The sequence below is a fragment of the Lacihabitans soyangensis genome (genome assembly GCF_024343775.1).
Classification (GTDB): Bacteria; Bacteroidota; Bacteroidia; order Cytophagales; family Spirosomataceae; genus Leadbetterella; species Leadbetterella soyangensis.
Window position 1 is genome coordinate 1 of record NZ_RJUF01000029.1, and the last position, 20,523, is coordinate 20,523.

Annotated in this window: 26 protein-coding genes; 9 read left to right on the forward strand and 17 right to left on the reverse strand. The window is 35.8% G+C overall.

The window, feature by feature from the left end:
* The first annotated feature begins 63 nt into the window (after positions 1 to 63).
* The 4 genes from EGI31_RS10685 to EGI31_RS10700 all read left to right on the forward strand — a co-directional run bounded on the left by EGI31_RS10685 (position 64) and on the right by EGI31_RS10700 (position 2,614).
* Complete coding sequence (locus EGI31_RS10685; protein ID WP_255035463.1) at positions 64 to 372, forward strand: helix-turn-helix domain-containing protein; 309 nt, start codon at positions 64 to 66, stop codon at positions 370 to 372.
* Positions 373 to 374: 2 nt separating this feature from the next.
* Positions 375 to 1,328 (forward strand): DDE-type integrase/transposase/recombinase, encoded by a 954-nt coding sequence (locus EGI31_RS10690; RefSeq protein ID WP_255036611.1) that lies wholly within the window; start codon positions 375 to 377, stop codon positions 1,326 to 1,328.
* A 109-nt stretch (positions 1,329 to 1,437) separates the two neighbouring features.
* Positions 1,438 to 1,818, forward strand: coding sequence for a hypothetical protein (locus EGI31_RS10695; protein WP_255037224.1), 381 nt, complete (start codon positions 1,438 to 1,440; stop codon positions 1,816 to 1,818).
* A gap of 265 nt (positions 1,819 to 2,083) precedes the next feature.
* Entirely contained in the window at positions 2,084 to 2,614 is a 531-nt protein-coding gene (locus EGI31_RS10700; RefSeq protein ID WP_255037225.1) for a VanZ family protein, read from the forward strand.
* 253 nt (positions 2,615 to 2,867) lie between these two features.
* Here the strand turns inward: EGI31_RS10700 and EGI31_RS10705 are convergent, their stop codons facing one another.
* The 13 genes from EGI31_RS10705 to EGI31_RS10765 form a co-directional block, all read right to left on the reverse strand.
* The gene (locus tag EGI31_RS10705) at positions 2,868 to 3,563 is read right to left on the reverse strand and encodes a LytR/AlgR family response regulator transcription factor (protein ID WP_255037226.1); all 696 of its coding nucleotides are present in this window, start codon (positions 3,561 to 3,563) and stop codon (positions 2,868 to 2,870) included.
* Positions 3,564 to 3,574: 11 nt separating this feature from the next.
* Positions 3,575 to 4,783 (reverse strand): sensor histidine kinase, encoded by a 1,209-nt coding sequence (locus tag EGI31_RS10710; protein ID WP_255037227.1) that lies wholly within the window; start codon positions 4,781 to 4,783, stop codon positions 3,575 to 3,577.
* Positions 4,784 to 4,796: 13 nt separating this feature from the next.
* Positions 4,797 to 5,153: a hypothetical protein gene (locus tag EGI31_RS10715; RefSeq protein WP_255037228.1), complete on the reverse strand. Its 357-nt coding sequence runs from the start codon at positions 5,151 to 5,153 to the stop codon at positions 4,797 to 4,799.
* A complete protein-coding gene (locus EGI31_RS10720) occupies positions 5,140 to 5,361 on the reverse strand; it encodes a hypothetical protein (RefSeq protein ID WP_255037229.1) in 222 nt (73 codons plus the stop codon). The genes EGI31_RS10715 and EGI31_RS10720 overlap by 14 nt, the downstream gene beginning before the upstream one ends.
* Before the next feature lie 2 nt (positions 5,362 to 5,363).
* Entirely contained in the window at positions 5,364 to 5,816 is a 453-nt protein-coding gene (locus tag EGI31_RS10725) for a hypothetical protein (RefSeq protein ID WP_255037230.1), read from the reverse strand.
* Positions 5,817 to 5,933: 117 nt separating this feature from the next.
* Positions 5,934 to 6,170, reverse strand: coding sequence for a hypothetical protein (locus EGI31_RS10730; RefSeq protein WP_255037231.1), 237 nt, complete (start codon positions 6,168 to 6,170; stop codon positions 5,934 to 5,936).
* A 113-nt stretch (positions 6,171 to 6,283) separates the two neighbouring features.
* Positions 6,284 to 6,520, reverse strand: a complete 237-nt coding sequence (locus EGI31_RS10735) for a hypothetical protein (protein WP_255037232.1) — start codon at positions 6,518 to 6,520, stop codon at positions 6,284 to 6,286.
* A gap of 876 nt (positions 6,521 to 7,396) precedes the next feature.
* The gene (locus EGI31_RS10740; RefSeq protein ID WP_255037233.1) at positions 7,397 to 8,215 is read right to left on the reverse strand and encodes a hypothetical protein; all 819 of its coding nucleotides are present in this window, start codon (positions 8,213 to 8,215) and stop codon (positions 7,397 to 7,399) included.
* Positions 8,216 to 8,272: 57 nt separating this feature from the next.
* The gene (locus tag EGI31_RS10745; RefSeq protein WP_255037234.1) at positions 8,273 to 8,869 is read right to left on the reverse strand and encodes a DUF975 family protein; all 597 of its coding nucleotides are present in this window, start codon (positions 8,867 to 8,869) and stop codon (positions 8,273 to 8,275) included.
* Between the two features lie 220 nt (positions 8,870 to 9,089).
* Positions 9,090 to 9,911, reverse strand: a complete 822-nt coding sequence (locus tag EGI31_RS10750) for a hypothetical protein (RefSeq protein ID WP_255037235.1) — start codon at positions 9,909 to 9,911, stop codon at positions 9,090 to 9,092.
* 98 nt (positions 9,912 to 10,009) lie between these two features.
* Positions 10,010 to 10,192 carry a hypothetical protein gene (locus EGI31_RS10755; protein ID WP_255037236.1) on the reverse strand — a complete coding sequence of 61 codons (183 nt, stop codon included), beginning with the start codon at positions 10,190 to 10,192 and terminating at the stop codon, positions 10,010 to 10,012.
* A 100-nt stretch (positions 10,193 to 10,292) separates the two neighbouring features.
* Positions 10,293 to 10,529 carry a hypothetical protein gene (locus tag EGI31_RS10760; RefSeq protein ID WP_255037237.1) on the reverse strand — a complete coding sequence of 79 codons (237 nt, stop codon included), beginning with the start codon at positions 10,527 to 10,529 and terminating at the stop codon, positions 10,293 to 10,295.
* A gap of 77 nt (positions 10,530 to 10,606) precedes the next feature.
* Complete coding sequence (locus EGI31_RS10765) at positions 10,607 to 10,840, reverse strand: hypothetical protein (protein WP_255037238.1); 234 nt, start codon at positions 10,838 to 10,840, stop codon at positions 10,607 to 10,609.
* Positions 10,841 to 11,085: 245 nt separating this feature from the next.
* Here EGI31_RS10765 and EGI31_RS10770 point away from each other — a divergent pair, with 245 nt between their 5' ends.
* Positions 11,086 to 12,525 carry a CCA tRNA nucleotidyltransferase gene (locus EGI31_RS10770; protein WP_255037239.1) on the forward strand — a complete coding sequence of 480 codons (1,440 nt, stop codon included), beginning with the start codon at positions 11,086 to 11,088 and terminating at the stop codon, positions 12,523 to 12,525.
* Here the strand turns inward: EGI31_RS10770 and EGI31_RS10775 are convergent.
* Positions 12,522 to 13,802, reverse strand: a complete 1,281-nt coding sequence (locus EGI31_RS10775) for a DUF2851 family protein (protein ID WP_255037240.1) — start codon at positions 13,800 to 13,802, stop codon at positions 12,522 to 12,524. The two genes, EGI31_RS10770 and EGI31_RS10775, sit on opposite strands and share 4 nt — an antisense overlap.
* Positions 13,803 to 13,887: 85 nt before the next feature.
* Complete coding sequence (gene pyrF / locus EGI31_RS10780; protein WP_255037241.1) at positions 13,888 to 14,712, reverse strand: orotidine-5'-phosphate decarboxylase; 825 nt, start codon at positions 14,710 to 14,712, stop codon at positions 13,888 to 13,890.
* A gap of 242 nt (positions 14,713 to 14,954) precedes the next feature.
* Between pyrF and rfbC the strand changes: the two genes are divergently transcribed.
* Complete coding sequence (rfbC, locus tag EGI31_RS10785; RefSeq protein WP_255037242.1) at positions 14,955 to 15,485, forward strand: dTDP-4-dehydrorhamnose 3,5-epimerase; 531 nt, start codon at positions 14,955 to 14,957, stop codon at positions 15,483 to 15,485.
* 196 nt (positions 15,486 to 15,681) lie between these two features.
* A complete protein-coding gene (locus EGI31_RS10790; RefSeq protein ID WP_255037243.1) occupies positions 15,682 to 16,434 on the forward strand; it encodes a tyrosine-protein phosphatase in 753 nt (250 codons plus the stop codon).
* On the opposite strand, the gene rlmB is transcribed toward EGI31_RS10790, so the two are convergent.
* Both rlmB and EGI31_RS10800 read right to left on the reverse strand, forming a co-directional pair.
* A complete protein-coding gene (gene rlmB, locus EGI31_RS10795) occupies positions 16,431 to 17,240 on the reverse strand; it encodes a 23S rRNA (guanosine(2251)-2'-O)-methyltransferase RlmB (RefSeq protein ID WP_255037244.1) in 810 nt (269 codons plus the stop codon). The genes EGI31_RS10790 and rlmB overlap by 4 nt on opposite strands.
* Positions 17,213 to 18,490: a GWxTD domain-containing protein gene (locus EGI31_RS10800; protein ID WP_255037245.1), complete on the reverse strand. Its 1,278-nt coding sequence runs from the start codon at positions 18,488 to 18,490 to the stop codon at positions 17,213 to 17,215. The genes rlmB and EGI31_RS10800 overlap by 28 nt, the downstream gene beginning before the upstream one ends.
* Before the next feature lie 70 nt (positions 18,491 to 18,560).
* Here EGI31_RS10800 and EGI31_RS10805 point away from each other — a divergent pair, with 70 nt between their 5' ends.
* Both EGI31_RS10805 and EGI31_RS10810 read left to right on the forward strand, forming a co-directional pair.
* On the forward strand, positions 18,561 to 18,932 hold the full coding sequence (locus EGI31_RS10805) for a group III truncated hemoglobin (protein WP_255037246.1): 372 nt from the start codon (positions 18,561 to 18,563) through the stop codon (positions 18,930 to 18,932).
* Positions 18,925 to 20,436 (forward strand): hypothetical protein, encoded by a 1,512-nt coding sequence (locus EGI31_RS10810; protein WP_255037247.1) that lies wholly within the window; start codon positions 18,925 to 18,927, stop codon positions 20,434 to 20,436. Before EGI31_RS10805 ends, EGI31_RS10810 begins: the two co-directional genes overlap by 8 nt.
* Positions 20,437 to 20,523: the final 87 nt, after the last annotated feature.

A 20,523-nucleotide genomic window follows, 5' to 3' on the forward strand; every position in this document is an offset into this window, starting at 1 on the left:
GATTTCATCCCGATAAATATTAGGACACAAAAATAGAGTTTTAACTTTTAATTTTGTGTCATTATGAGTAAGCATCGTCAAAGCTGGAGTCAGCAACAGAAATTACAGATAATTTCCTTTTACAAAGAAAAAGGTATTGGAGCAGCGTCTGCTGAATTTGGAGTATCCTCTACAACTATTTACAACTGGGAAAAGATTTTAGATCAGACAGGAGAGTCAGGTTTAGAATCAATTAAGAAGTCAGACAAGGATTTAGCAATCAAGCGATTAGAGCGTGAGATTCGAGAGCTTCGCAATATAGTTGCCGACAATGCTTTGGAGCTGAGAATAAAAGATGAGCTTTTAAAAAAAAGTCAATTGAAAAAGAGTTAAAAATGGAAGTCGCTATTGAATTTATTAGCCAGGGATTTCCAATTAGAAACGTCTTGAGCCATTGTGGATTATCGAAGAGTTCATTTTATTATAAACCCTCAGATGGCAAAGCTGGAAGAAAACCTTATGCGACTATATATGATTCTAAAGGTAGAGAAGTGACAGAATCAGCAATTGTTGGACGTATTAAGTTATTGTTCGCCAAGCCTTTTGTTGACTATGGAGCTTATAAAACGTTTCGTCATTTAGTGGACAAAGAAAAATATAGAATAAGCAAACACTATGTTTATAAATTAATGAAAATCAACAATTTACTTAGAGGAAGCAATCCGATTTCGAGTAAAAAATCAAATCGAAACCGAGTAAAAGATTTGATTCCCAAAGTGGAGACAGAGTTTAGTTTTTTTGAATTTGACATTAAATATGTCTGGGTAAGTGGCCAACGTAAAAGTATGCAAGTATTAACGATCTTAGATATATTCAGTAGATTTAATATTGGCCATTACATGGCTTACAATATAAAAAAAGAAGATGTAATAAAGCTATTTGAAAAGGTCATTGCTGAGTTTGGATTGCCTAAAAATTTTATAGTAAGAAACGATAACGGTAGTCAATTTATAGCAAGTGTGGTGCAAGATTTTCTAAAAAACAATGGCATTACACAGGAATTTACAAAACCAGGTACACCGCAACAAAATGCTCATATTGAATCTTATCATTCAATTATGGAAAGAACTGTCTGTCAGAGGTTTGAGTTTGAAAATATAAAAATAGCAAAAAGAACAATAGACGAATTCAGAGAATTCTATAACTTTGAAAGAATTCATGGAGGTATTGGTTTTATCAGTCCTTATGAATATTTACTTCAAAAAGGAGTTGACTTAAAATCAACCCCGTTTATGAAGTCTGCTAGAGGGGGGAAATCAAACTTAGTCAATTATAAAAAAGTGTCCTAATATTTACTGGATAACCCACAAATTCCATATTAAAAACCTCAAAACTATTAATCCACGAGTTGATAGTAAAAGACAAGAAATGTTTTGCAATAGTCTTAAGAATATTAAATTGTACAAGTTCAATAATGACGAAATTATCTTTTTAGAGTTCGCTTCTTACCCATGTACAGGACTGGGTTGTAGTGTTTCAGATTATTTAATTTATGACCTTAAAAATAAACAAGTCAATCTATTTGGAAACTTCAGAACGGCTAATTTAGACTTTTACAACTTCCCATTTGATAAAAAACTAAACTACATATCAACAGAATATCAAGGTGATTTTCATGGAGCCACACCACTTCATTTTATTCATAGAATTTACTCATTGGACAATAAAGGGAAGTTTCAACTTACAAAAGATTCAAGAGGCAAAGAGTATTATTATGAAATTATAACTTTTCCAAATGACTTAACCAAAGAATTTGAATATAAGAGGAATTGGTTTTGAAAAAACATATAACCCACTCCCGCCCAGTCCTAAGACTTTGAAGAAGCATCATTCTTTATTTGACCGACGCTAAAATATTGTATCATTTCAAAAAAGCATAACAACTTCAAAAACAAATTGGAACTGTCAGTTATTATCAACAAACCCACCACTCAAAACAAATACCCAGACTTTCAAAACATAATTCCGCACCGTCGAATCAGTGCATTAGTTTTTGGAGAACTTTCTATTATTTTCGCTCCGAACATAAAACAAAGGTGCGTATATGGCAGTTAAGAGCAGGTCCAATCAGTTAACATTCGGTTTGTATCTTATTTATTTGGTGGTGTTGTTTTGGATAATCGTCTTGAAAATGAGCGTGCGGTTTACTTACATGGGTCAGCAAAGGAGTATGAATCTTATCCCATACAATCAGCCCTTGATGCTCAATGGAAAGGCAGATTTGGGCGAAATTTTATTGAATGCCCTCGTTTTTGTTCCTATGGGCGTTTATGTAGCTATTTTGATTAGAAAATGGTCGGCCATAAAAAGTATTCTATTTTTCTCTTTCAGCAGCTTGATATTGGAAAGCATCCAATACATTACTGCACTCGGAGCTTTTGACATTACGGATATTATCAACAATACACTTGACGGTACGATAGGTTTGTTGCTTTTCAAAATCTTGCAAAAACTAACCGGCAATAGCCAAAAAGCTCAAAAAATAGTAAATATTGTAGCACTAATTGGTACAGTAACTTTCATTTCACTTTTTCTTTACCTCAAAATAAACAAGCTGCTGATGTTTAGGCGGTAAGACGAAGAACTGGCATTTCGGAATATATTCGATTTATCTTTCCCCTAGTTTTATGTGAAAAAGAAAATGTCGCCCCGATGGGGCTTTTATACCTATATTTTTAATTTCGCCTACCAAAATATCTCCCCGATGGGGCTAAATTCTAACCTTTTATCTAATTTTTTAAATGCGAATCCTTTCTAAATGAAAAAAGTAGATTAGGCTTTAAGAGCTAGGATTGCCAATTTAATATCAAAGATTACAAATTATTCCCCTACTTCACCGTCCAAATCTGTTTTAAGGCTTCCATGAGTTCACTGTGGTAGTTGGCGGCTATGGGTACAAATTCTTTTTCGGCTACCGATACCTGGTGGCGTTCTATTTTCTGGATATGATTGAGGTTGACTACGTAAGATTTATTCACACGCATGAAGTTTTTGCTTGGCAGAAGCTCCAAGGCCTCGGTCATGGTCATACGGGTAACGGTCTTCTTATCTTTTTCTTTGAACGTCAAATAGTTACCTTCGGATTGTACATAAAGCAAATCTGCCAGCACAATACGTACCAAATCGTAAGAATCTTTTACAAACAGATAAGGCGTTTCGGCCTCCTCTTTGCTCAAAGCATCCAAAGCTTTTTGGCAGGCCTTCATAAACCGCACAAAATCAAAGGGTTTTACGAGATAGTCGATAGCACTGAGATTAAAGGCATCGGCTGCATATTGGCTGTAGGCGGTGGTGAAAATTACCCCACAATTTTTGGGCAAAAGTTGAGAAAAATCCAAACCAGTGATGTCAGGCATGTTGATGTCCAGAAAAACCAAATCGACTGGATTGGTTTTGATATATTCTAAGGCCTCCATGGCACTTACAAATGTCTCTTTGAGTTGTAAAAAAGTCACTTTGTTGGCGTGGGCTTTGATCACCTCCAAGGCCATGGGTTCGTCGTCTATTGCGATAGCTTTTAGCATGAATTTGTTAATTAGAGTCTTACTTGCATTTTAACTTCGAAAACCTCGTTTTCGGACAAAATATCTAGCTTATGGCGGCCTGGATAATATAAATCCAAGCGTCGCCGGGTATTTTCTAGGCCAGTTCCAGTACCCATTTCGAGTTTATCAGCTTTTTTAATGATACTGTTTCTAGATTCGAAAAGCAAAATCTTGTTTTCAACCCTGAGTTTCATCTCAAAAAACGATTCGTTGGTAACGCTGATGCCATATTTGAAGGCGTTTTCTATAAAAGGAATAACCAACAAAGGGGCAATATTGGCCGATTCGCCATCCCAAAATATTTCGGTACTTAATTTTATATTTGGCCGATCTGGAATTCGCATTTTTTGGAGCTCTATAAAATCTTCGACAAACTTCAATTCCTTTTCTATCGGCGATCGCTCGGTTTTGGTTTCTTCTACTACGTGCCGCATGATACGAGAGAGTCTTTCGATGCCAGAAGCGGTTTTGGGACTATCTTCCACTATGGCTTGGCCATAAAGATTATTGAGTACATTAAACAAAAAATGCGGATTTATTTGAGCTTTCAATGCCACCAACTCGGCTTTGGTTTTCTGTAGAGCCAATTCTCTGATTTTGATATATGACTCTGATGCATAGGCAAAGTAGGAATAAACCACCATCGAAATCAGCCAAAAATTAGTAAAGAACTTGGGAAAACCAATTGGCGAAAGTTTAGGATCTATAATGGCGTTAAGCAACAAGTATATGAAGCCATAGAAAAACACCAAAATCACCAAATAGAAGAATTTGCCTTTGCGACCTTCTTCTACAAAAAGATTTTTGAAGAGAATTTGATAATTAAACTCCGATAGTAATATTGTAATACCCAAAATAGTGAAAAAAGCTGATCTTGAATCGTATAAAATACTCCACCAAAAACTTAATAATTTACCTATGGCAAAAGATTCAGCATAAGCATTGGATTTGGAGTTAACATACGCCTTTGACAAACTTGTATGTTTAGCTAAAAGTTTATCTACGCCTAGCTCTATTTGAAAATACCAATATGAATGAATTAAAGATAGAATAGTTAAGCCCAAAACAATCCATATCCAGTTTTCTTTTACAAAAAAACTAACTTTTGAAAACTGTATTTTTAGGCTGTCTTTGCTCACTTTTTCTAAACCACCTAGGGTTGGGCTGGTATTTTTTGGTAAATCTAAGGCGTTTTTCATAATTCAGAAAGTTTTAGTGGATTCTATTGGCTTTGTTCTTGAAATATATGATCGCATTCAAAATAGTTACAAACCAATATAGCAGCAGAAAAGGCAGTTTATCTTTGGTGCCGTTAAAGTAATTCAAGGTATTGACCAAGGCCAGAAAACCAAAGATAATGGCCACTGTACGGTAACTTTTGACATCCTCAGGCTTGACAGAAGCATCAAAACCAAAAACAATAAAATACAATATAAAACTGGCTATCAAGGAAATAACGCCAACCAGAAATAGTGACCAATTCAAGTAAGTATTTGCAAAGAGAAAAATTGCTCCGAAGCAAATAAAGAACATGATAAGGGTGGCGATTTGCTTATTAGATTTTTTCATTTTCTTTTTTGGTAACCTTTGAGCCTTGGTAGAGATTTAAAAATATATAAAATACAATGCTAAAAATAATACGACTACGTGTGAAAACATCAGCCATGCTTTTGTCTAAATCATAGCCCCCGAGGTAGTTTATCAATAGCCCAAATCCAAAAAAACAAGGGAAGAATATCAAGCTACCCAAAAGAAAACGCTTGTTAAATAGTTTCATAATTATATTGATTTTGAGGTTGTTAAGTCTATATTTCTTACTAAAGTGGCGGTATTACCAAAACTCAATAATATAGGTAATAGAGCGAGAGGTAGAACCACAGAACCGCCGTTTCGGAGTGTGGCAAGCATGGCAAAAATCCAAATGACAATGCCCACTGACTTGACCCAACTTTTGACTCGAATCCCTTTTTGTGATTCTTTCTCGTCATTTAAGATTTCTTGACCATCACGAGTGATAAGGTATGTCACTCTGATATCTATACCCATTTTGATGATTACTTTGTAAGTCACTTCTTTACTGTCTTCCAAAACCTCAAAACAGTGTTCGGAACCCCATATCGAAGTCTTTTCAGAAACTATTGCACCATTCAATTTTATGGTTTCCTTTCCCCAAATACTGTTGTCAATACTTAGCTCGGTGGTGGGGTTTATTTTCAATGTTAAATATCTCATTGTTTTGTTCTTTAAAATTGCTTATCAAAGTTATCTAATAGGTGATTTTATGAAAACAAATGGGACGAACTCCCCAAAACTTGGGATAAAGTCCGAATTGTTTGTAATCCATTTATTTTAATTATGAGCCGATAGTGCACTTTTTTCAATATCAATAGGTGTATGAAGTTCGTTGACTTTGGGTAAAGATTCTTTCCTAGCTTGATTATGAGCCTTTGTTTCGCTTTCCACAGTTAGTGTTCGGCTAGGCTTTGGAGCGATGGTTCCCGTAGTTGGTTCTATACTTTGTGATTCGCATGAAGCAAAAAATACGGTGGTGAATACTAAACCGGCGATGGTGCTTAACTTTTTCATGATGTTTGTTCTTATTTTGGTTTCTTATAATACTTTTCTGAATTTGATACTGAATTATTACACTAAGTTTCACGAAGGAGACACGAAGTTTCACTAAGGAATGGAGATTTATTTTACTGCTCAAGTTTGTTTTCTACTCCTGAAACTCTTTCTATTGGGGCCGGAACAATTGTTTTTTCCAAGGCCTTTACGCTTGGCACTTTTTGTATGACAAATTCCGGTTCTACAAAATCAGCAGGTTGAGAAACTGTGTCAGAAATAATGTTTCGAGGCACAACGTGGTTGTTTTCGCATGAAGCAAAAAATACTGTGGTAAATACTAATCCGGCGATGATACTTAACTTTTTCATGATTGTATATTTTTTGAATATTTCTTTTAATGTTTCAAAAGGTGTTTCCTTTTGTTTGATGATTCAAAATTATACTACCCAAACCGCCTTAAAAAACAGATGTGATGAAGTAGAAGATTGCTGGGATGAAAGTGGGATTTGGTGTGAAAATAAAAAAACGACCAGCTGGCCGTTTTAGATTTATAAGGACTTATTTAACCAAAGTTTTCGTTTCTTAGGACATTTAAATGAGAAAAGAATATAAATAAACAACGCTAATACCAAGACCATAAATAGGTAATAGGCAAACTCATTTCCGATTATATGATGTTTGATAATATTGCCGTATCAAAGCTCCTGAGGACTATACAATAGGGCATAAACATGATCAAATATTAAGACAATAATCATTTAGAACAAAGTTAATTGAAATGCTTGGGTATGGTAGTACATAAATATGAAGATCAAATTCAGAAATAAATATTGCAATACGACCGTTGGATGAAGAATAGGCAAAGAGAAAAAAGCCATCACAATAATATCCCTTTTGAAATTATAGTTTTTCAGAAGTCCGTGGCCCAAAATCCCAATATGTAATACAATATGCAGAAGTGAGTTTATATTTCGGATTGAACCTTTAAAATCAAAATATTACTTAAGAAATTAACTGGCCGTGGTTATTTGGCTTAATTGCAACATTTGCTGAATTCTAAAAATACGCTTTCTAAAGTCCATATAAAAAACCTGCTTGAGACCAAAATCCTATTAGGTGAATTAGACCTATGCATAAAAACACCAGCAAAAAAGCCTTAAAAATGGTCATTCCTTTTTTAGTGTTGTGTTAAAGATCGTCTGTTTCCATTCAATAAGATATTTAAGAAAGTAAAAGTAATTCCTTTAGAATAGAGGTTCATCTTCTCTTTTCCAAGTAATGACTTTGGTGTTTTGTTTTAGGTACCACAAGGCTCCCATTAAAGCAAAAATAGCCAAAACCCAAACTACATAATATACGGTGTGTGATGGAAGAATCTCGTTTTTATAAAAGTTATAGTTGAACTGCTGAATATCAAATACCCCCCTGTAAAAATAATCGGGCATGTACATCATGGTAGATGTAAGCAGAACCATCAAAAATGATGCCGTACGATAATACACATAAAGTAAAATCATGGATTGAATTATCATAGAAGTTACTGCGGCGGGCATATAGAACACAATACAAATGAACGATATGGCTATCATTGACTTCTTTAAATTGTAGTTTCTGAGCAATCCATGCCCGATTACTCCTATTTGAAAGATCATCATGGAGATGTTTAGGATAGTGGTAAACCACCAAGTTCGGCTTATACCTTCCAATTTGTTCATCATCTCTTTATTTATGAAATAATCCATAAAAAGACTTGCAATAATATTCCATAACATGGCTATTACAAACAAAATCAATAAAACCTTTGGAGCAACTTTGGCAAAATATGGCAATTCTTTTTTGTTGATAAAAAAGCCTATCAAGGCGAAAGTCAAGAAACTTAGAACCATGACTATCATCACCAAATCCACCGAGTTGCTCATTGAGATAGGTTCTTTAGACACAGCGGATGTTATGCCATAACCAAAGCCCAACAAAAACATGAGTGCGACAGAGGAAAACATAAGTATCCAAGCTGTACCGATGGTCATTCCCGTTTTCTTTTTTATCAAGTCCAAATCGTCCATTGCCAAACAGGTTTAATTGATTTTTGCAAAATTAAAAACAAACATTACAATTCATACTTATATTTTTTGATCGTACTTTGATTTCACATCCTCATAAAATTCAGCGTTGGCAGTTTGGAAGTAAGGAACTAAAAACAAGAAACCAATACCTACTGTCAAAAGGCTTAAAATGAACCAGCCCGTGAATCTCAAAATCAATCTGAAGTATTTCCATTTGTGGCCGTACATCATTCTTTTGCTCAATTTCAAGACCTCGTAAGCACTTATGTTCGGATTGTCCACAATAATGAAATAAATCATGGCATAAGACAGCAACGCCACTATACCTGGTATAATCAACAAGAAAGACCAAAGAATTACGAAAACCATGGCTAACAAAGAAGCCAGCAAGGCTGTTCCGAATCTACTGAAACCTTTGAACATAAGGTCAACGCTCAAAGGCTCATTACGAGCAACCGATAAATAAAAGAATGCAAAACCAACTGAAAACACTCCTTCGAACAATAGAGAGCCAAGTCCGCTCATACCTAATTTTTCAAAGACTGCTTCAATAACATAAATGCTAACCAAATAGATAATAAAAGCGAACACTGCTACGTCCCATTTGCCAATTAGTGCTGTTCTAGCAGATTTCATTAAAATAGAATTTTTCATTTTTTTGATGTTTAATTGTTAGTTCAAAAGGACTTTCCCTTTGTTTGATGATTCAAAAGTATAGCCCAAAATCCTCCACCAAAAACACATGTGACCAACTCGGCAAAGATTGGGATAAAACTAAGAAACCATGGGAAAGAGATCTGGAAATTATATTCTCTTTTCAATTGACACACAATTCAATCGTGGATAATAGCAAAATATAAATGAGGTGTATAGACTAAAAAATAGAGAAACTATCGTCTTTTTGCCATTGAATTTTAGGGGAAATCCTTTTTAGAACAAGCATACTTCCTAATAATAAGAGAAAAGCGAGAATACAAAAAATATAATAGGTGGATGCCGACTGGAAAATTGTTTGCTTATAGTAATTAAAGTTAGGTTCCTGGATATTTAGAAGTTCCCTTAAAAAATAATCAATCGTTTGAATAATCCACGATGTCGATAAGACTAGAAAAAACGAACCTGTCCTATAATAAATTAAAAAAAGAAGAGAGGTTTGAATGACCATTGAAACTACAGCCACCGGAATATAATAAGCGATGCAAACAAATGAAACGGCCACTAAAGCCTTGTTAAATGGGTAGTTGCGAAGCAAACCATGGCCCAAAATCCCAATTTGAAAAATAGCCATTGCACTAGATAAAATTAATCCGAACCACCAGGTACCAGTAATCTTCCTCTGTTTAAACATATCGACATTAATAACATAATGCTCTGTCAATAGACTGCTTAAAAAACTCCACAGCAATCCTATAATTATGGTAATTATGAGTACCTTCAGAGTGATTTTGTTATTCTTCGGAAACTCCTTTTGGTTTAAAAAAAAGCCAACGATTGAATAAATAAAAAAACTTATTACTAAGGCGACTGATGAATAATCCAAAAGATCACTTGAGCGAACATTGATTGAGTTGGACATTATATAAAGACCCATAAGATAACCGACTAGAACAACTGAAAGCATTGAAAAAAACATTAATAACCAGGCTATGCCAATCGTCATGCCCTTTCTCTTTTTCAAAAACTCCAATTCGTTCATTTCGTGCGTCTTTTGTCGTTTATTCCTTGTAGCATTGCAAAACTAAGTAAAACATTTATTGCGTTATAACGAGGAATGAAAAAAATCTATTCTTCTCCTCAACTCAAGTCCTTCTCCAAAGTGATGTAAGCCGTTGGCATCCACCACATGTTGACTCCAAAAGAGACAGACACTATCTTATGACCATTGGCCGTGGAGGCATTGAGAAAACGCTCGACTCTTTCCTTTAAATTATCGGTAGACCACATGGTGTACATTTTGTTTATTTCGTATTTTTTCATGATGTTTTATTTTTAATTCTTTACCGACTTCGAAACTCAATTATTACACTGAGTTCCATAAAGAAGGCACGAAGTTTCACTTTGGAATTGATGTTTAATTTTACAGCTCAAGTTTGTTTTCTACTACAGAAATTGTCTCCGTTTTAACTGTTGAATTTATGCTTTCTCCGGTCTTTACACTTGGTCTTTTTTGAGTGGCAAATTCTGGCTCCATTAGATCTATTGTTTCGGTTATACCGTCTGAGTAAATGCCTTGAGGCTTAATTTCGTTTTGCTCGCATGAAGCAAAAAATACAGTGGAAAATACTAATCCGGCGATGATGCTTAACTTTTTCATGTTGCTTGTTTTATGATTATTTTGTTTTTGGTACTACTTTTCTGATTTTGACAATGAATTATTACGCTTACCGTCTTTTATTGCTCAAGTTTGTTTTCTACTACTGAAATTGTCTCTGTCGAGCTAGGTACTATCGTGCTTTCTGCGTTTTTTAGAGCTGGTCTTTTTTGAGCGGCAAATTCTGGTTCTACGAAATCTGCTGGTTGTGCTGCGGTTGAATAGTTAACTTGAGGCACAACTTCGTTGCTCTCACATGAAGCAAAAAATACAGTTGTAAATACTAATCCGGCGATGATGCTTAACTTTTTCATGATGTTCTATTTTTTATTTTTTTAAAGTTTCAAAAGGCGTTTCCTTTTGTTTGATGATTCAAAACTATAGCCTAAAAACTGACTCCAAAAACACAAGTGACGAACTCGTACTACTTTGGGATGAACCCTCAAAATCATGTGAAAAGCCTATCATTCTTAAAATATTCGGTATCCAAAATCCCAATACATCGTCATAATTTTAGTTTTCTTTTACCAAACCACCATAAAACAGTAATTTTGCAGGAATGAAAAATAATTTCAAAGAAGAAATAAGCAGCAACCCCATTTTTACTTTGGTATCGGTGGCTTCTAAAAGCCTTGATATAGATAGCTATGTGGTGGGTGGATACGTTAGAGACCTGATTTTAAATAGACCCAACAAGGATATAGATTTTGTGTGTGTTGGTAGCGGTATAGAACTTGCGAGAAAAACGGCAGCCATTATTGACGTAGATTTGCCCGTTAATTATTTTAAGAATTTCGGCACGGCACAGTTTAATTTTGGCGAGTATGACATAGAATTTGTTGGTGCTAGAAAGGAATCTTACCGTTCAGATTCCAGAAAACCATTGGTAGAAAACGGTACTTTATCTGAGGATCAACATCGCCGCGATTTCACCATCAACGCCATGGGCATTTCGCTGAACCCCGAAAACTTCGGAGAACTGGTTGACCCTTTTGGTGGTGTGTCTGATATCGAAAACAAAATAATTAAGACGCCACTTGACCCCGAAACCACATTTTCGGATGACCCATTACGCATGATGCGGGCCATAAGATTTGCATCGCAACTGGGTTTTGACATAGAAGCCAACACGTTTATGGCCATCAAAGCCATGGCGAGCAGAATAGAAATCATTTCGCAGGAGAGAATAACAGATGAATTGAACAAAATAATTCTGTCCAAAACACCCTCTTATGGCTTTAAACTTTTGCAACAAACCGGCCTTCTTTCCCTCATTTTCCCAGAATTGGTCAATCTTATGGGTGTTGAAACCATGGACGGCAAAGGCCATAAAGACAATTTCTATCATACCTTGCAGGTTTTGGATAATCTGTCTGCCAATTCGGACGACCTTTGGGTACGTTGGGCGGCTATTTTGCATGATATAGCCAAGCCCGCCACCAAACGATTTCATCCTAAAAACGGCTGGTCGTTTCATGGTCACGAGGAACTTGGAGCCAGATGGGTGAAAGGAATTTTCCGCAAAATGAAACTGCCTTTGGACGAAAAAATGCGAAAAGTGGCCAACTTGGTGCGTCTGCATTTACGTCCGATAGCTTTAGCCAAAGAAGGCATAACCGATTCAGCAGTAAGGCGTTTATTGGTTGAAGCCGGTGAAGACATTGAGAATCTGATGTTACTTTGTAGAGCAGATATCACCTCAAAAGACCAAACAAGAGTCAGGAAATACCTCAAAAACTTCGACAAAGTAGAGGAGTTGCTAATAGAAATTGAAGAAAAAGACAAACTTCGCAGCTTCCAACCGGTTATGACCGGCGAAATCATCATGTCAGTCTTTGGATTACAACCTTCTAAAGAGGTAGGAATTTTGAAAAACGAAGTCAGAGAAGCCATCTTAGACTGTAAAATAGAAAACACCATGGAAGCCTCTTATCAATTACTGATAGAAATGGGAGAAAAAATGGGATTTATTCCACTCAAAAAATTAGAAGAACTTTAAGCTTTTTTCAAAATTTCGACCCCAATGGCACATTGGGTGCATCTTTTGTGTGAGCAAAAATAGTTAAACTGCTCAATCAAAGCTTGGGAATCAAACGCCGAAGAACATTTAAAACCTAAATTTTGCCAAATTTTGGTGATGAAATTCTGCTCAGGCTTAATGGTTTCCAATATTTTTATCGCCTTTTCAAAATAGCCGTAGTCGTCAGTTTTTTCAGAATAAAAAGCCAAAAGCTGCACTGAAGTATTTATCAAAAGGTTTTCGATAGAAGACTTACCGATTCCATGAAGCTCATTATCAGACTTCTTACCGATATCGTAATGCTGCTGCCAATATTCTGATGGTAGCACTTGCAGTGCTTTTTCTATACTTTCTTTGCTAGCATCTTCTACAAATAAAGAGAACAAACCTTGGGCTTGATTTAGAACTGCTGCCAACTGCGAAATCCTGACAGTAGGAAAATTCCCCAAACGAGTACGTAGAAACCGCCACTCACGTCTTTCCATTTTCTGCGATAACAAGCCATATTTCGTTGCCAAAAACTGATATTCTTTCGCCAAACTCACTGAATATTCGTCATTTGGTTCATCTAAAAAACCTGCTTGTCCAAACATCAAAGCCTCTATTTGTGATAAATTCCCGCGGTGTTTCTGTATTATTTTGTAGGGTAAAACCTCTGCTAATCGCAAGAAAGCTATAGAATTAAGTTTAAATCCCATGTTTCTAGCAAAGACTCTGTAGGCCAATTCTTCAAAATCTGCATTCGTTGATTCCAGAATCTCCTTCAAACCCTCAGACTTTTGTTGAAGTCTATGAGCCAAAGCTTTTTCTATCATCGATATTTTGGCTAAATCACTGACCTCCTTTAAATTATGCTGGCAAGGTATTTCGGTAGTGTTTTTTAGTAAATTTTCATATTTACGAAGGGTATCTTTGAATACCAAATCCTTTATCTCCAAGGTCGGAATAGTGGTATTGTCTGACCTAAAAACTTCTTCGTCATGGTCCCAAACCACATGTAGAATCACGTTTTCGTAAGCTGTATCTAACTGATGCTGATGTTTGTTCCAGTCCGAAGATTTGATGTGAATCTCCACTTTGCCAGCCCACTCCATCTGTCCAATACTAACACGAGCATTTTCAAAATCCGGCCCAGAATTGCTGTTTCTATAGCCAGGCTTTAGAACTGTTAATAATTGACCATCAGTCGTTTTAAGATTATTTTTGTCGAATTGTTGATACTGCCAAGTATAGTGGATAAAGTCTTCGTTTTTCATATTTTCAATATTTACCGTCAAGCCGCTTGGAGGCCATATTTATCGAATTTCATTCTATATTTCATAAATTGAAAATAAAACTATTTCAAATCCAATCCAAACATATCTCCATTTCGGCTTGAACTTTTTGTGTCTCTATTCTTGCTTTTTCAGCAAAATCTTCGCCAGACGATGCATAAATTATGGCTCTAGATGAGTTTACTAAAAGACCGCAAGTACTGTTCATGCCGTATTTGCTCACTTCTTCCAAACTACCGCCTTGTGCTCCCACTCCAGGTATGAGCAGAAAATGCTCAGGTACTATTTTCCTGATGCCCACCAAGCTTTCGGTCTGCGTGGCACCGACTACGTACATCATATTTTCATCATTTCCCCATTCCTGAGACTTTTCGAGCACTTTTTCAAACAATTTTTGCCCAGAACTAAGCTCCGAAAACTCGAAATCTTGACTACCAACGTTGGAAGTTAATGCCAATAAAATCACCCATTTGTTTTTAAACTCAAGAAAAGGCTGCACCGAATCAGCACCCATATAAGGAGCCACAGTAACAGAATCAAACGACATCCCAGACGAAGTTTCATCAAAAAAAGCCCTCGCATACAAACTGGAAGTATTGCCAATATCACCACGTTTAGCATCTGCTATGGAGAAACAATCTTTAGGAATATAATCTAAAGTCTTTCTTAGACTTTCCCAGCCACGAGGTCCGAGGGCTTCATAAAACGCAATATTCGGTTTGTAAGAAACACAAAACTCCGAGGTGGCATCGATAATCGCCTTGTTAAATTCGAAAATTGGGTCTTCTAAACCCAACAAATGCTCTGGTATTTTTTTGATATCGGTGTCTAAACCTACACACAAATAGGATTTCTTTATCTTAATCTGCTCAAAAAGCTCTGCTTTGGTCATCTAAAACTAAAATTTTAATAAAATAAACGCTTTATATTCTTTTATTCAAAAAATCATAAAATTCTATTTTTCACTAAACAATTGTCCCGAATCAAAACTTCGAGGTAATATTCACTTAACCAAGCAGTTGAAGCGTTTACAGAAAAAATATTATTCTGTAAAATGCATATCAGACAGTCAAAAAATTATATTTTAGACAAATAATCTTTAAATTTACGTCGAAATTATACTTAACATAAAAAATGGAGTTTAGGGAAACCAAAATTAAAGGATTGTTTGAAATTACACCGAGGGTTTTTCATGACGAGCGAGGATACTTTTTTGAGACTTTTAGTGAGAAACTATTCAAAGCACATGTAGCCGATGTGACATTTGTACAAGACAACCAATCTTTCTCTACCAAAGGTGTTCTCCGTGGACTACATTTGCAGAAGTCACCCTTTGCCCAAGGAAAGTTAGTTAGGGTTATTTCAGGAAAAGTTATAGATATTGCTGTAGATATTAGACCAGACTCCCCTACTTTTGGTCAATACGAGTCGTTTTTACTCACTGCCGAAAAACAAAACATGGTGTATGTTCCAGAAGGTTTTGCTCATGGATTTGCGACTTTGGAAGATGCCATCTTTGTATATAAATGCTCCAACTACTACGACAAAGCCTCTGAAGCAGGGATAATATACAACGACCCCGAGCTCAATATCAATTGGAGCATAGAAAATCCCATCGTTTCTGAAAAAGATTTAGAACTTCCTACACTTAAAGAACTTTTGTAAAGCAAAGGTTATCAAGCCTTTACTTTACAAATTATACCGTTCAATTAGATTCTTCCGAATACTGGGCTGTTGGCACTATTAATGCAAATAAAATGGTATTACAGAAGTGCTTTCATACTATTCCAAAAAATTTTGTGTTGATTTCAGCCAATTCTGATTTGTCTGGTTTGAACACCAATTATCTGAGTTTATACACATGCTACTACAGTCTTTAAGAGAAAACTGTAAGATTTTTTTACAAGGAAATCAACAAATTGTTGATGTAGATATGCATGCCCACGTATTACCATTTCATGACAATGGCCCAACCACCTTTGAGGAATCCGTAGAAATGTGTGAAATGTTAGTACAACTCGGATTCAGGAAATGCATAGCTACACCACATGTCATGCATGAATTCTACGACAACTCCGAGGAAAAAATCAAAGAAACTACACAGATATTGGTCAAAAAGTTGCACAAAGCGAACATTAATCTGGAAATTCGACCTGCAGCGGAATACTTTGTGGATCATAAATTTCTGGCCAAATTAAGGTCGAACAAACCACTTCTAACCCTTGACAATGACTATCATGTGTTGATAGAAACGACTTTCATGAATGAATTTGACTTTTTAAAACACGCCATTGAAAGACTACAAACATATGGATATCAACCAGTTCTAGCACATCCTGAAAAATTCAATTATCTATTTGAAGAAGATAAGAAGATATTGATTTTGAAGGAAATGGGAATTAAACTTCAAGCCAACATGAGTTCGTTCCTCAACTCCAACATCAAAAGCACCAAGGAGAATCTACAATATTTGATTGACCACAAACTCATCGACTTTATAGGGAGCAATATAAGTTCACTGGAGTCAGCTATTGACCTGATTGCACTAAAAGAAAATCCCAACTTCCAGAAAACACTGAAAGATGGGCTTCAAAATCAAAACTTAAGATTTTAGATAAATTCTCTTTGACGCACTGCCTCAAAAAGTATAATTCCAGTCGCCACAGATACATTCAAAGACTCTACTCGGCCTTTCAAAGGTATTTTAACCCTGGCATCAGCTTCCTGCAATAAATTTTCAGAGATACCGTCTTCTTCCGAGCCCATAATTATGACCGTAGGAATAGAATAATCGGCCTGATAGATAAAATCAGAGGACTTTTCGGTACAAGCCACAACCTGAAAACCTGAGTTTTTAAGATACTTTATGGCATTCCAAAGGTCGTTTTCACGGCAAACCGGCACAAAATTCAATGCACCAGAAGAAGTCTTCATGGCATCACCATTGATTTGAGCCGCACCTCTAGTTGGCACTACCACACCGTGCACTCCGCTACATTCTGCCGAACGACAAATGGCTCCGAAATTCCTGACGTCTGTTATCCTATCCAAAAGCAAAATCAAAGGCACTTCGCCAGACTCAAAAGCGGCCGTTACCACATTAGAAAGTACCGCAAAATTTACTGAAGAAACAAAAGCAATAGCTCCTTGGTGATTTTTCATGGTCACTCGGTTGAGCTTTTCCAAAGGAACTCTTTGAATAGGCACACCACGATGTTTGGCCAGAATTTCTATTTCCTCAAAATGCTTTAACTCTTTCTGAAGCAACAACTTATCTATTTCTTTATCAGACTTAAGCGTCTCCAATACCGACTGCATACCAAAAACAAAATCCTCTTTGTTGGGCCTGTTTACGGGTTTAAAAAATTTGCGAGGGGCTTCCCCATCCCGACTTACTCCACTACGTTTCCTGTTCTCCATGCTTCAACAAAAGGGTACCAAAACGAACTATACTCAGGGTACCTTACCAACTCAAAATTTTGGTCGGTAAAGGCATTCGTTTTTCTATAAAATGTAAAAATAATTTCTGAATTGTTTGAGTTTTGGGCATATAACCAAACCTCTCTTTGCCGATTTCGCTGCACTCTAGATGGCGGTCCCATGATCACGAAAACCATACCTTTGTCGGTTTTCCAGCCTTCTTTATAGGTCGAAAAAAGCTTATTAGCCTCCGCAACACGTTTGTAATAGGTTTTGACCAACTGTTTGGCCAGTGCCTGATTTCCTTTCGCTACATTCAAAAAATACAAATCCAACGCCTCCTTAGCGTTTTCATTGTTTTTGAGTTCTTCTATCTCCTTCGGTGTACTCATATACACCAGGGGTTCTTTCAAACTTTGGGCTTCTGTATCTCTCGGAAAACGATCTCCCACCACCAAAAACCCATATCCATCTTGATGATTGTCAGGATTTTGCGTGAGAACATACACGCCTTTTTGTTTTAGAGAAACGGGTTCTCCAGGCACTATTTCAATTACTTCCTCAGACGCAAACTCACTCATGGGATCCCTTTTGCTGGCCGACATAGGCGACAAAGCTGGCAAGCTGAGATTAGAATATCTTTTGAGAAACAATTTCTCCTGACTTGAATTGATGGGTTTTACCACAAATTCCTCCCCTTCGTAAACGTAAGGAATGAACTTCGGAAAAGTATCGTCCTTTTTGTCATAAACCAAAAATCTTGTATCTACTTTTTTGGCATAAAAATCAATCGGCAAATCAAATGTATATTTTGTGGCGGCCTCTATATCAATAAAGTCCAAAACCATCACAGCTGATTCGACGGTTTTAAGCCTCGGAACATCTAAAGTTAATTGATAATTTTTGCCCACTTTCTTAAAAACCTCGTCAGAAAACTCCAATTTACCTGATTTGAGCTTTTCTTTGGTACCATATTCTGGCAAAATAGACCACTGAATTCTGAAAACCTTGTTTAGCTTTTCGAAAGTAATATCGTCGGCCACATTGGCGAGTTCTACCACCATAAACACTCTGGCATTGGTAGAATCCACAAAATTATACTTGCCATTGATAGACGAAACCACCGGCTTAGATTCTCTGGCCTTGGCTCTATCTAAAACCGCCGATTCTTTGGAAACAGGCTTTTTTTGTTGAACTTTGCAAGCAATCGAAGTAAGAAGAATAAAGAGAAAATATAAGGAAAATCTCATCTAAAAACTAAGGTTTATAAGACATTAACGCAAGCTGGGCATCAAATGTTGATGCAATATACTAAATTTTATGAAAGATATAGAAAACCGTGAGGATGTGGTGAAGCTGGTGGACACATTTTATGACAACGTGCTGAAAGACGAAAAACTAGCACCCGTTTTTGGCCCATCGGCTGAGCATTGGGAGCACCATATAGTGCGGGTGTATAATTTTTGGGAAAACTGGCTCTTCCAAACTGGCTCCTACACGGGCGGTATGATGTGGGTACACATGGAACGTCACGCCACCCATCCACTCACCACCGAGCTTTTTGAGCGTTGGTTGGCCTACTGGATCACCTGTACCGACACCCTCTTTACCGGCAAAAACGCCGACTTCGTAAAATCAAAAGCCCTAGAAATTGGTCAGATTTTGAATGCAAAGTTGAATGGGAATGGGTGAGGAAAATTTAAACCAAGTCGAGAGAATTGAGATTAATCAGTCAATATTTGATTCAATCATTAATAGAAAGGACATTCGGTATTTCAAAAATGAATCATCAAAATTCGATTTTAGAAATACCCTTTTTATCGAAAAAATTAGAATTGAGACAGGCTCAAGTTTATTCTCAATTTCGTTTGGTGAGAATACGGTTTTTCAAGATGATTTAATTATTGCCTCTGAATTGGTTAGTGGTTTAGAGATAAGCGATAATTGTTTGATAAATGGGAACCTAAGAATTCTAGGATGTAGAGAAAATTTTCAATTTGTTATTCTAAATGGTTTCTTGAAGAAAAATTTTGAAATAACGAACATTCAAACTTGGGGATTATTAATTCAAAAATTTGAAATTATTGGTGATTTTACTATTCAAAATAGCACTTTCAATAATATTAAAATTCCAAACATTTCGGTGGGAGGAATTATGAGAATAAAAAACACGACTGCCCAGAAAATTTCAATTGGAACTGGGTTAAATAAAACAAAAGTTAATAGATTGCTACTTGAAGACGTAACAAATCTTGAAATTGGCGGCACACTTTCTGATCTTTCTATAAATGAAATTGAGTTTAATTCAAATTCTGATAGAAATTTAATTATGAATTTTAAAAATATTCAAATACAAAAACTTAAATTTCTTAACTTCCTAAATAATGGAATTATAAATTTCGAAAACATTCGAGGCTTAAATTCAAGTGAATACCTTTCACTTTCAATAGTTAGTTCTGATTTAGGCAATATTAATTTTGCAGATTGTAACTTTTCGAATTTCAGATTTCTTGTAATTGCCTCAAAATTTCAAAATATGTTTCTGACTGGAAGTGAATTTTGCAAACCAGAACAGATTGATACAATTAATGAGCTTAGTTATTACAATAACTCTATATCAACCCTTTCTCAGTTTAAGCAAATGTATGAAAGGAATGGAGATATTTTTAGTTCTTCAACCTTCCTTCAAAAAGAACTTGAACTTAGAGAAATTAAATTAAATCCGAATGATTTCAAAGAAAAGAAAGACATATACAGCCAACTAAAGAAAATGTACGAACAGAGAGGAGATAGTGTCAAATCTTTAGAATATCAAGCAAAAGAATTAGATATTTATAGAAAAAGTATAAGTTGGGGAAGTCATTTTTTCGAAAAATTTAATTTAAGTATTAATAGGTTTACTAACAATTATGGTACTAACTGGGCCTTAGCTTTGTTGGTTACAATCCTAATCAATTCAGTATTTTTCACTTGGTATTGTATTTTATTGGGTTTTACTTTTGATATACAGGGTAAATATTTTTGGGAATTATTTTCATATTCTTTTGAATTTTTAAATCCACTTAGAAAAGCTGATTTTATCCCAAATATGAAAGTTAGCCCAGGTGCAAGAATAGTTGACTATTCAGCCCGAATACTTGTAACACTTTGCGTATACCAACTCATCCAAGCTTTTAGAAAATATGGTAAAAAATAATCTCTCATGATAACAGCGGAAGAGAACTTTAGTGGAGCAGGTTAAGAATTTTCAAAACAAAATCTGTGAAAATCTTTAAAATCCGTG